We start from the raw sequence: 11,654 nt of genomic DNA on the forward strand, positions 1-11,654 counted from the left end.
CGCAGATATTCGAGAAGGTCGGAACGCTGGGAGGGCAGTCGCTGAAGATGGGCGTAGGCGCCCGCGCGAATGCGATGGGGGACAGCTACGTCGCGATCGCCGACGACGCCTCCGCGGTCTACTGGAATCCCGCCGGGATCGCCCGGCTCTCGGGCCAGTCGATCACCTTGAATCACACGGCGTGGCCCGCGGACATCCTGTTCGATCAGGCCGGCTACGTGTTCAATATCAAGTGGATCCCAGGGATGATCGGCGTCAACGTTCGCGCGCTCACGATGAGCCGCGACATCGTCCGTACGACCTATTTGCCCGAGGGGACCGGTGATACGTTCGACGCGGGCGAATGGACCTACGGGCTCACGTATGCGAGGGCGCTCACCGACAAGTTCTCTGCGGGCTTCAACGTGAACTACGTCCAGACCGGCCTCGACGACGTCAAAGGCAAGTCCGTGACCTTCGACTTCGGGACGCTCTACGAAATCGGGGTCATGGGAGCGAAAATCGGAATGGCGATCCAGAACGTCGGAAGCGACATGACCTTCATCGACGAGAAGGTCAAGATGCCGGTCTTCTTCCGTGTCGGCGGCTCGGCGCAGCTGTTCCAGCAGGGCGAGAGCCGGCTGATCACGTGCGCCGAGTTCACGCACCCGCCGGACAACTCGGAAAAGCTGAACATGGGGGCGGAGTACGGCTTCCACGACTACCTCTTCCTGCGTGGGGGCTACAAATTAAATTACGACACCGAGGGACTCACCGCCGGATTCGGGGTGAAGTTCCCGCTGACCGTCATCAAGTCCTCCGTGGCGAGACTCGACTACGCGTACCAGGATTTGAAATTCCTTTCGGACGCGCATCACGTTTCGCTCAACGTGAGCTTCTGACCCAGAGGTGGGCGCCGTGAGGCGCACTCGACCCGGCCGTCTAGCAGCCTCGCTGGCTCGCGCCGGGCTCATCGCGGCCGTCGGGGCGGTCACCCTGGGTGCCGCCCACCAGCAGCCCGCGGGAGACCCGGCCACCTCGGTCGGGGATCTCCGATTCCATGCCGCCGCCGTCCCGTTCCGCCACGGGACCCGCGAGGCGCGTGCCGAGTTCTCGATCCGGGTGCCCTACCAGGAGATTCGCTTTGCCCCCGACGGAGATCGCTACTCGGCGAAGCTCCGCCTGACCGTCCAGATGTGGAACTCCGCCGGAAAGCGCGCCGGCTTCCTCCAGCGGGAGGCGAATCTCCAGAGCACCGATCTCGCGGCGACGACCGACTCGCTCCTGGGGGAGGTCTACGAGCTCGGTCTGGCGGTCCCGCCGGGGAAGTACACCTACCGGGTCCTCGTCGAGGACATGAGCGTCGGCCGCCAGGGCTTCGTGTACCAGATGCAGAAGCAAAAGCTGCAGGGGGAAGTGAACGGGAGGATCGACCTCGGGGAGTGGCTCTTTCACGATCCCGCTCTGAGCGGTCTGGAGTTCGCCTGGGAAGTCGGCGCGGGGGAGGAGGGAAGCCCGTTCCGCAAGGGACCCTACGATGTAAAGCCTCAGCCCAGCGCGTACTTCGGTCACTTCCAGGACGCGGTTTCCGTTTACTACGAGCTCTACGACGCTCCTCCGCCGGCCGAGGGGAGGGCCTACACGCTCGCGGCCGGGATCCTGAACGCCGCGGGTGATACGGTCTTCACGAGCGTCGACTCCCTACGCGTCACCGAGGGCTCGGCGTGGCCGCACGCGATGGGGATCGACGTGTCCCAATTCCCGGCGGGCCACTACACGATGGGCCTCTCGCTCCAGGATGGAGGTGGCCACGAGCTGGCCCGGAGTCAGGGCACCTTCGAGCTGCTCTGGTCCCTCGATTCGTGGGGCGCGGACGCGGCCGACTTCTACGAAGTGACTGCGGCGACGCTTCTGCCCTCGGATTCGTCTGAGGTCTTCCGCCATCTTTCGATGGGAGAGAAGGAGCGGTGGATCGAGCGGATCTGGAGGATCGCGGATCCCACGCCGGATACCGGCGACAACGAGAGTCGCGAGGAGTTCCGCCGCCGCGTCGATTACGCGAACGCGCACTACTCGATCATCGAACGGGGCATGTTCAGCGACCGCGGCCGCGTCTACATCCGGTACGGCGAGCCGGACGACATCAAGATCGAGAGGGTGCCGGTCGCGGGGAAAACACTCGGCTATGCGCTCGGAGACCAGATCCCCAAATCCTCCAAGCAGGAGGTGACGGACACGCGATCCGGCGTCGCCGATTCCCGGGCCTACGAGATCTGGACGTACGACATGCGGGGCAAGGAGCTCCGCCCGCGCTTCGGAATGAACGAGATCTCCGGCGGGATCAAGTTCGTCTTCACGGACGATCAGGGGTACGGCGAGTACACGCTCAAGTACTCCTCCACGACCGGGATCCACTGACCTCCTTTCCGCGTCTAAAATTGAAGCGGACCGGGATCAAGCATCAGGCTTGACTTTCCGGTCCCGCCCGCTCTACTATTCGCGGCTCTATCTCTCTGCCATTTCACAAGTTAGTTGCTTGGAGGCCGGTCGCCGATGCGGGTTGGCGTGTTGACGGGTGGCGGGGATTGCCCGGGGCTCAACGCGGTCATACGCGCGGTGGTCCAGCGGGCGATCAAGAGCTACGGATGGTCGGTCGCCGGGATCCGGCACGGCTGGCGCGGGCTTCTCCTCGAGGAGATCGAGCCGCTCGACCTCTCCTCGGTCTCGGGAATCCTCCCGCGCGGCGGCACGATCCTCGGCACGTCCCGAACGAATCCTTACAAGGAGCAGGACGGCGAGAGCCGCATCCGGGCGACCCTCGCGCGCCGCGAGATCGACGCCGTGGTCGTGATCGGAGGCGAGGACACCCTCGGCACGGCGGTGAAGCTCCACGGCGCCGGCGTTCCCGTGGTCGGGGTCCCGAAGACCATCGACAACGACGTCAACGGGACGGATTACACGTTCGGCTTCGATACGGCGCTGACCATCGCGACCGAAGCGATCGACCGGCTGCACACGACCGCCGAGTCGCACGATCGCGTCATGGTGGCCGAGGTGATGGGGCGCCACGCGGGCTGGATCGCCCTCTGCTCGGGCATCGCCGGCGGCGCGGACATGATCCTGATTCCCGAATTCCCGATTCCGTTCCACGAGATCTGCGAAGCGATCTGGCGCCGCCACGAGCGGGGCAAGAACTTCAGCATCGTCGTCGTGGCCGAAGGGGCCCTCCTGGCGGACGAGGCCGGGAATCCGCTCCACGTCCAGACCGAGAAGCGCGACGCGTTCGGCCACGTGCGGCTGGGCGGGATCGGCGCGTCGCTCGCCGAGAAGATCGAGGAGACGACGGGGTACGAGACGCGGTACAGCGTCCTGGGGCACATCCAGCGCGGCGGATCGCCGACCGCGTTCGATCGCGTCCTCGGGTCCCGATTCGGCGTCGCGGCCGTCGACCTGGTCGAGCGCAAGGGCTTCGGCCGGATGGTCGCCGTGCGCGGGACGCAGATCGTCGACGTTCCGATCGCCGAGGCGGTTGGCTCTCTCAAGACCGTCGGGCGCGAGTACTACGAGATGGCCCGGGTATTCTTCAGCTAGGAGGGTTCCGTGCGGGTCGCAATCAACGGGTTCGGCCGCATCGGGCGATTGGTCGTCCGGGCGGCGCTCAAGCGCAATGTCTCCTGCGATTTCGTCGCGGTGAACGACATCACCGACGCGAAGACGCTCGCTCATCTCCTGACCTACGACTCGGTGCACGGACCCTGGCCGGAGCGGTTCGAGGCGGGTGATGGCGGGATCAAGATCGGAGGGAAGACGATTCGGGCTCTCTGCGAGGCGAACCCGGCGGCACTTCCGTGGAAGGATATGGGCGTCGACGTCGTTCTCGAGTGCACCGGCAAGTTCACCGAGCGCGAGAAGGCGGCGGTGCACCTCCAGGCCGGAGCCAAGCGCGTCCTCATCTCCGCCCCGGGCAAGGGGGCCGACGCGACCTTCGTCATCGGCGTGAACGACAAGACGTTCGACCCGTCGAAGCATACGGTCGTCTCGATCGCCTCGTGCACGACCAACTGCCTGGCTCCGGTCGCCGCGACTCTCGACGAGGCCTTCGGGATCGAGCGGGGGCTGATGACGACCGTGCACGCTTACACGAGCGACCAGCGGCTCCACGACGCGCCTCACAAGGATCTCCGCCGCGCGCGCGCCGCCGCGCTCTCCGTGATCCCGACGTCGACCGGGGCCGCCAAGGCGATCGGCCTCGTGCTCCCCTCGCTTCAGGGGAAGCTCGACGGGATCGCGTTCCGCGTTCCCGTGGCGAACGGCTCGCTGGTCGACCTGACCGTGAACGTGTCGCGCCCCGCCTCGATTGCGTCCGTGAACCAGGCGATGCGGGAGGCCGCCGAGGGCCGCCTCAAGGGGATCGTCCAGTACTCCGAGGACCCCATCGTTTCCCAGGATATCGTCGGGAATCCGCATTCCGCGATCTTCGACGCGCCGCTCACGATGGTCTCCGGGGATCGTTTCGTGAAGGTCATGGCGTGGTACGACAACGAGTGGGGCTTCTCGAACCGGATGGTCGACGCGCTGCTCCTGCTCGGGCGATCGAAGTAGGCGGCGCTTCGTGAGTTTCCGCCGGTTGAACGAGCTCGAAGTATCCGGCCGGCGGGTCTTCGTCCGCGTCGACTTCAACGTCCCGCTCGGCCCCAAGGGCGAGGTCTCCGACGACAGCCGGATCGTCGCCTCCCTGCCGACCATTCGCTACCTGATCGGGAAGGGGGCCCGGCTCGTCCTCGCGTCGCACCTGGGACGCCCCAAGGGGAAGGTCGATCCCAAGCAGAGCCTCCGCCCCGTCCGCGACCTGCTGGAAAAATTCCTGCGCGCGCCGGTCGCGTTCTCGGAGGCGATCGTCGGACCCTCCGCGGAGGCCGCGTCGCGGGCCCTCTCGGACGGCGGCGTTCTGCTCCTCGAGAATCTGCGATTCGATCCCCGGGAAGAGGCGAACGATCCCGAGCTCAGCCGGGCCCTGGCCGCGCTCGCCGACGCCTACGTGGATGACGCATTCGGCGCGGCGCATCGGGCGCACGCTTCGATTGCGGGCATGACGAGCTATCTCTCCGATTGCGCGGCGGGCTTTCTCCTCGAGCAGGAGCTCAAGGCGCTGGGAAAGCTCCTCGCCGGGCCGGAACATCCATACGTCGCGATCCTGGGAGGCGCGAAGATCTCCGGAAAGATCGACGTGCTCCGGAATCTCCTGCCCCGCGTCGACCGCGTCGTCATCGGCGGCGGCATGATGTTCACCTTCCTTCGCGCGCGGGGATTGGCCACAGGGCGCTCGCTCGTAGAAGCCGATCGGATCCCCCTCGCCAAGGAGATCCTGGACGATTCCAGCCAAGCGCGGAAGATTCTCCTCCCGTCCGATTGCGTGGCCGCCGAGGACATCTCAGGAGCCGATCCCGGGCGGGTCGTCCCCGTGACCGCGATTCCAGAGGACCGCGCCGGCGTCGACATCGGGCCTGAGTCGCTGGCCTCGATCGCCGACGCGCTCGCGGAGGCGCGGACCATTTTCTGGAACGGCCCGATGGGCGTCTTCGAGGTGCCGCGGTACGCCGAGGGCACGATGCGGGTGGCCGTCGAGGTGGCGAAGGCGACCAAGCGCGGCGCCTTCACCGTCGTCGGTGGAGGGGACTCGCTGGCCGCGGTGAAGCGCGCGGGCGTGGACGGGCAGATCAGCCACTGCTCGACGGGCGGGGGAGCCTCCCTCGAATTTCTCGAAGGGAAGACCCTTCCCGGCGTCGCGGCGCTCGAAGCCTCGGCCAAAGCGAGGGCGCGATGAGCCCGGTCCTCGCGGGGAACTGGAAGATGAACCTCACGGTGGCCGAGGCGCGGGCGCTCTACGCCGGGATCGCCGACGCGCGGAAGCTTCACCCCGAAGTGACGACGATCGTCTTTCCGCCCTTCACGGCGTTGGCGCCCCTCGCCCAGGAGCGCGCGGGGGGCGGGCCGGCGCTCGGGGCGCAGAACTGCCACGCGGAGCCGCGGGGCGCCTTCACCGGGGAGGTCTCGGCCGAGCAGGTGCGCGACGCCGGCGCGGAGTACGTCCTGGTGGGCCACTCGGAGCGGCGGCGGCTCTTCTGCGAGAACGATCCGATCGCCCGCGCCAAGCTGGGCGCGGCGTGGAGGGCCGGGCTGACGCCGGTCCTCTGCATCGGCGAGACCCTGGCGGAGCGCGAGCGCCGCGAGACGCAGGATATCCTCGCGAGACAGCTCGCGCGGGCGCTGGAGGGAGCGCCCGCCCGGGCGCCGCTCTTGGTCGCCTACGAGCCGGTCTGGGCGATCGGCACGGGGGTCGTCGCGACGCCCGAGCAGGTGGCGGAGGCCCACGGCTGGGTGCAGGCGGAGCTCCGGAAGCTGGGCCGGATCGGGTCGCAGGCCTCGACGCCGGTCCTCTACGGCGGGAGCGTCGACCCCAAGAACGCCGGGTCCTTGGCGGGGCTACCGGAGGTCGACGGTTTTCTGGTGGGCGGTGCCTCCCTGAACGCGCCCGGGTTTCTCGCGATCGCGGGCGCTCTGGGGGCGGCGGCAGCGCACCGTCCGGGGCCGGATTGACGCTTCGCGAGGCCACGTGGTATCTTCCACGACTGGCCCTTTCAGAGTGATTTCGTCGGAGGGAAGCAAATGTCGGGCTTCATGATCGCGATCATCTCGGCCATCCACGTGTTCGCGTGCGTCGCGCTCATCGTGTCGATCCTGCTCCAGTCGGGGAAGGGCGGCGGACTCGCGGGCGCGTTTGGCGCGGGCTCGAGCCAGACGCTCTTCGGAGGGAGGGGGGCGGCGACGTTCTTGACGCGCGCATCGACGGTGATGGCGGTCGTGTTCTTCCTCACCTCGCTCACGCTGGGCCTCACGTCCGCGCGCCAGTCCTCGCCGGTCGCGCGAAGCCTGATGCAGGAGGACGCGAGGCGCCGGGCGGCCGCGCAGCAGCAAGGGGCGGGCGATCAGGGCGCGCCTGGGACCACGGCGCCCGGATCGACGGCGCCAGGCGCTGCTCCCGGAACCGCACCCGAGGCTCCCGGAACCGTGATGCCGGCCCCCGGGTCAGGTGCGCCGACTCCGGGAACGATGCCCTCGCAGTCGCCTCCGACGCCCGCGCCGCAGGGCGGCGCGACGCCTCAGAAGTCCGGCACGAAGTAGCCCTTTTCCGACTTGCCCGGGTGGTGGAACTTGGTAGACACGTACGTTTGAGGGGCGTATGGGTAACCCCGTGCGAGTTCAAATCTCGCCCCGGGCACCACTCTTGACCCGCGTTGGCAAGCACTTGCTAGCGCGGGTCTCGCATTTGTCCGACGATTTGTCCGAGTCAGGCCCTCGGATGGCATCGCGGGAGGACCTGTTCGATCGCAAGCGCGCAGAGCTCGGGTGGCACTATCGGAGCAGCGTGAGCTTCTGCCGGCCTGTATAGCCGTCCGCCTTTACGATCATGTAGTAGATACCACTGGCGACCGCTCGGCCCCGATCGTCTAGCCCATTCCATCTTCGCGCGTGCACGCCGGCCGCCATTGGGCCGTTCTCGAGGGTGCGCACGAGAGCTCCACGAACATCGTAGATCCGCCACGATACTCTGGACTCGTGGCCCACCTGGAGGCGTAAGAGCGTGTTTGGGTTGAAGGGGTTCGGAGCCGTGGGCAAGAGTCGCCATGCAAGAGCATCGATTTCTTCCTCGACGCCGGTAACAGGCGCGACCGTGAAGGTTCCTGCCGACCAGTCACCGGCGATCGTGCCGCCGTCGGTAATCCTTGTGTAGACGTAGTAGGTATTCAGCGGGAGCGTCCCAAGGTTGATATTGTAGAATCCCTGCGCTCCGGGCGTGTTTTGCGAGCTCAGGAAACGAATCTCGTTTCCATCCAACGCCGGCGAGGTGTTGACATACACGTCGACCCACGTCGGGTTGCCCTCCGGGTCACTCGCCTGCCATGTCGTGGTGTAGGAGCGGTCTTGAGCTACGAGGGTGTCGCCCGCGGGTGGATTCAACACCGTGATGGTTGGCGTGCCGTTCTGGGAGGGATTGATGGCGAGCGAGTAGTCTGGGTTCATCGCTCCAAGGTAACCGCGGACGCGGACGTTGTACCAGCCTGCCGCGCGGCCTTGCAGCGAGATTCTCTCGTAGTTGCGCGTGCTGTTCGATGTCGCGACAACGGTTCCCGTGGCATTCAGCAGGTCCATATCCAGATCGCCGGATGGATTGGCGAAATCGATGCGCACTTCATCGCCGGTTTGCCCGAGCGCCGGCATGTAGAAGCGGAAAAGGTCATCGTTTCCGCTGGCATGGATCGTCAGATTGAGGATCGTCTTGGACGGGCCGCAGGGGCCCAGGACCGGACTATTCGGTGCACCCACCACTCGCGAATTCAGATCGGACATCTGGTCGTTGGGTTCGTACGGATCTGGGTTGATCGGGCTTGGATTCCCGATTGTGATTCGGATCCGGGCGATGTTGTTCGTTTCGTCGGCTTCCAGAAAGTGATCGAGCGGATCGGCTTCGGACTCCAGCCAGTAGTTGCCGTCGGGAAGGCCCGTGATGTCGATTTGCTGACCCTCGAGATCCTTGGTGTAGACGTCGGCCCAGCCTATGGACTCGCCCTGAACGCTCGAACCACAGGATGAGAACTCGGGCGTCGACACAAACCCAGGAAGGCTGCTGTCGTGAACGATCTGATCGAGGATACAAAAGCTCGTCTTCGACCCTTCGGCCACGATCCCTCCAACGCCACCGTCGGCCGTAACAGCCCGCAGGCGGTAGACGGCCCAATCCTGGACGTGGACGTGGTTGTGTTCTGGGTGATAAATGAAGGTGCCTGCATCGCGATCGTAGTAGGCGCCCGAGTCCAGCCAGATTCGCTGGCGGACATTCTGCGTTCCGTCGGGGTTGGCGGGAAGCACGCCGTAGAGGTAGAGCTTGCCCGCGCCGATGTTTGCCGTCGCGTTCGAAAGGCGAAGGTGGGTCCTTCCGGGCACGATATTGGTCACGATGTCGTGATCGTACAGCTCATTCGTTCGCGTTATGATGTCCGGGCGCAGCTCCTGCGCGCCAGCAGATCCGCATGCGGCGAGAATTCCAACCAGGGCTCCAGCGGTGCGAAACGAGAGCACCATGGGTCCTTCAATCCCTCCCTTGGGCTTGAACGGTGCTTCAAGTAGAGGGGCGCGACTCCTGTTTGCGACCCCAGGGCCAGCACCCCCCACAGACTACGGATGGAAATATTAGGGTAGGCCGCAAGGGCTCACCATCGAGTGGATTACGGATGACCCCCACGGAATATTACGGATGTGAAACCGAAGGTCGGCCTGTAAGCTGCGCGACAAGCTGACCGCCAAAGACAAGGGCGAAACCCACGAGACCGAGTACATGTACAACCGGTACGCATGAATGACGTTCCGGCGCTCGAGCGGCGGTAGGGGGGATAGCGGCCGTGTCCACGGTTCACGGGAGTTCAAATCTCGCCCCGGGCACCATGTGGGTCCCCTTCCGGGTGGGGAGGGGACCCGATTCATTTCAAATCGCTGGCTGGGGATTCGCGGCTTGTGGTTCGCGGCGTCAGCCGCCGGCTCTCGCGGCCGGGGGCTCCGGAATGATGCCGACGAGGCGGATCGTGAAGCGGTCCTCGGCTCTCACTTCGTTCTTCGCGCCGCAGTGCTGGCAGCGGACGTAGGACCGGCGGGGATCCTCGCGGAGGTGAAGGATTTGGGTGGGGCCGAAGAGCTTGGCGCATCGAATGCACTCGACCGCGGGGTTGCTGACAAGCTCGGCAGACTCGGGCATCGGATACCCTCCGGTTTCGATCGGGTTTCGCGCGATTCCAGTGGGAGCGCGCGTGTCTTCGCGGGCCCCATTGTAGGGTTGCCCGGCGCCATCGTCCAGAGGGGCTGGTGGGGGCGGTCGTGACCGAGGCGAGAAGCGGCGCCTACGATCCGGCGCTCGCCGCCTCCTACTGGAGCGGCCCGAGGCACGAGCTCGGCGACGAGCTCGCCGCCGTCCTGAGCCTGGGCGAGCCGCCGGCCGTGAACGAAGCGTACGACGCCTGGGAAACAGGGCTCCTCCTCGACGCGATCGGCGATCGGCTCGAGGAGCTTGGGCTCGACCTCGGCGCCGGCGTCGGGCGCGTCGCGGTGCGAGTGGCCCCTCGGCTCCGCCGCCTCACGTGCGGCGATCTGGCGCCCGGGATGCTCGCGCGGCTACGCCGGAACGCGGCCCGGCACCGGGTCGCAAACGTCGATCCGGCCCGGATCCGGTCCGATGGGCTGCCCTTCCGGAGCGGTACCTTTTCCCTCGTGCTCTGCCTGGGTCTCCTCGAGCATCTGCCGCGCGCCGCCCAGCGGGCCACGATCGCGGAATCGGCGCGGGTCCTTCGCCCCGGAGGAGTTCTCGCGCTGGTTCTCAACAACCCGGAGAGCCGCTTTCTCCAGGACCCCGGAGACAATCCGTTCCGCGATGGGCTTCAGCGCGAGAGCGGCTACTACTGCGCCGTGGTCTCCGAGTCCGTGGTCCTAGAGGAAGCGGCCGGCGACTTCGACCGCCAGACCCTCGGATCGAACCTCTTCTATTCGCTCCAGCGCCACGCGGCGCGCGCGCTCCCGGATTCCTCCCGGCGGGACCCGAAGCTCCGGCCGTTTTTCGAGCGCGCGGCGGCGTGGGACCGCGCGGTGCGCCCGGTGGGACCCCTCCCGCGCTCGGCCGCCGATCATCACCTCTACCTCCTCGTGCGGCGATGAGCTCCGGGCCGATCCTCGTCACCGGCGGCGCGGGCTACATCGGCTCGATCCTCGTCCGGCTGCTCTTGACGCAAGGGGAGCGGGTCCGCGTTGTCGATCGGATGCTCCACGGCGCCCACGGTCTCGTGGAGCTGAGCCAGGACGTGAATCTCGAGGTGATGCAGCGGGACCTTCGCGATCCGCGCGCGCACGGCGACATCTTGGAAGGCGTCACGACGGTGATCCACCTCGCCGCGATCGTGGGGGACAAGGCGTGCGCGCTCGATGAAGAGCTGGCGGTTCAGACGAACTGGACGGCCACCGTGGCCTTGGCCCGGAGCGCCGCGGCGCGCGGGGTCAAGCGATTCGTCTTCGCATCCACCTGCAGCGTCTACGGAGAGGGCCGCGAGGAGGTGCTGACCGAAGGCTCGCCGGTCAAGCCGCTCTCGCTCTACGCCGAGACCCGTTGGCACGCGGAGCAGGGACTCTTGGAGACGGTGGGGCTCGAGCAGCTCGAGCCGATCTTGTTGCGCTTCGGTACGGTCTACGGGCTCTCGCCGCGGATGCGTTTCGATCTGGTCGTCAATCTCCTCACGCTCCGGGCGGTGAGCACCGGGGAGGTGTCGATCTTCGGCGGGACGCAGTGGCGTCCCTTCGTTCACGTGCAGGACATCGTCCGCGCGCTCGTCACGGCGACGACGGCGACGCTCCCGGAGGGACCGCCGATCCTGAACGTGGGGGACAACCTTGAGAACTACCAGCTCCGCGATCTCAAGGAGGAGCTCGAGTCGCGAATCCCCGGCGTGCGCGTCTCGATCGTCCCCGAGGCCACGGACCCGCGCACCTATCGCGTCTCGTTCGACCGGATCGAGCACCTATGGGGGTTCCGAGCCACGAAGCGGGTCGGGGACGGAATCGAGGAGGTGGCGCGCGCCCTT

11 protein-coding genes and 1 tRNA gene (1 of these 12 only partly in view) are annotated in these 11,654 nt (G+C 66.7%); 10 read left to right on the forward strand and 2 right to left on the reverse strand.

Annotation, left to right across the window (positions count from 1 at the left end; all coding sequences use genetic code 11):
* The 8 genes from E6K79_00595 to E6K79_00630 all read left to right on the forward strand — a co-directional run.
* Positions 1 to 881 carry the 3' portion of a PorV/PorQ family protein gene (locus E6K79_00595; GenBank protein TMQ67273.1) on the forward strand. It extends 124 nt beyond the left edge of the window, so only the last 881 of its 1,005 coding nucleotides appear in the window; its start codon lies beyond the left edge, outside the window; it ends in the stop codon at positions 879 to 881.
* Positions 882 to 897: 16 nt separating this feature from the next.
* Positions 898 to 2,397, forward strand: a complete 1,500-nt coding sequence (locus E6K79_00600; GenBank protein ID TMQ67274.1) for a GWxTD domain-containing protein — start codon at positions 898 to 900, stop codon at positions 2,395 to 2,397.
* Positions 2,398 to 2,532: 135 nt separating this feature from the next.
* Positions 2,533 to 3,570: a 6-phosphofructokinase gene (locus E6K79_00605; GenBank protein TMQ67275.1), complete on the forward strand. Its 1,038-nt coding sequence runs from the start codon at positions 2,533 to 2,535 to the stop codon at positions 3,568 to 3,570.
* Between the two features lie 9 nt (positions 3,571 to 3,579).
* The gene (gene gap / locus E6K79_00610) at positions 3,580 to 4,581 is read left to right on the forward strand and encodes a type I glyceraldehyde-3-phosphate dehydrogenase (protein ID TMQ67276.1); all 1,002 of its coding nucleotides are present in this window, start codon (positions 3,580 to 3,582) and stop codon (positions 4,579 to 4,581) included.
* A gap of 10 nt (positions 4,582 to 4,591) precedes the next feature.
* Positions 4,592 to 5,803 carry a phosphoglycerate kinase gene (locus E6K79_00615; GenBank protein ID TMQ67277.1) on the forward strand — a complete coding sequence of 404 codons (1,212 nt, stop codon included), beginning with the start codon at positions 4,592 to 4,594 and terminating at the stop codon, positions 5,801 to 5,803.
* Positions 5,800 to 6,576, forward strand: a complete 777-nt coding sequence (locus E6K79_00620; protein ID TMQ67278.1) for a triose-phosphate isomerase — start codon at positions 5,800 to 5,802, stop codon at positions 6,574 to 6,576. Before E6K79_00615 ends, E6K79_00620 begins: the two co-directional genes overlap by 4 nt.
* A gap of 69 nt (positions 6,577 to 6,645) precedes the next feature.
* A complete protein-coding gene (gene secG, locus E6K79_00625; protein ID TMQ67279.1) occupies positions 6,646 to 7,161 on the forward strand; it encodes a preprotein translocase subunit SecG in 516 nt (171 codons plus the stop codon).
* A gap of 14 nt (positions 7,162 to 7,175) precedes the next feature.
* Positions 7,176 to 7,261: transfer RNA gene (locus E6K79_00630), tRNA-Leu, on the forward strand.
* Positions 7,262 to 7,392: 131 nt separating this feature from the next.
* Here the strand turns inward: E6K79_00630 and E6K79_00635 are convergent.
* Positions 7,393 to 9,120: a T9SS type A sorting domain-containing protein gene (locus tag E6K79_00635; protein ID TMQ67280.1), complete on the reverse strand. Its 1,728-nt coding sequence runs from the start codon at positions 9,118 to 9,120 to the stop codon at positions 7,393 to 7,395.
* Positions 9,121 to 9,562: 442 nt separating this feature from the next.
* Positions 9,563 to 9,787 carry a hypothetical protein gene (locus tag E6K79_00640; protein ID TMQ67281.1) on the reverse strand — a complete coding sequence of 75 codons (225 nt, stop codon included), beginning with the start codon at positions 9,785 to 9,787 and terminating at the stop codon, positions 9,563 to 9,565.
* Positions 9,788 to 9,906: 119 nt separating this feature from the next.
* Here E6K79_00640 and E6K79_00645 point away from each other — a divergent pair, with 119 nt between their 5' ends.
* Positions 9,907 to 10,737 (forward strand): class I SAM-dependent methyltransferase, encoded by an 831-nt coding sequence (locus tag E6K79_00645; GenBank protein TMQ67282.1) that lies wholly within the window; start codon positions 9,907 to 9,909, stop codon positions 10,735 to 10,737.
* A partial coding sequence (locus tag E6K79_00650; GenBank protein ID TMQ67283.1) for an SDR family oxidoreductase occupies positions 10,734 to 11,654 on the forward strand: 921 nt, incomplete at its 3' end. The genes E6K79_00645 and E6K79_00650, both read left to right, overlap by 4 nt.

It is taken from the genome of Candidatus Eisenbacteria bacterium, assembly GCA_005893305.1.
Lineage (GTDB): Bacteria > Eisenbacteria > RBG-16-71-46 > SZUA-252 > SZUA-252 > WS-9.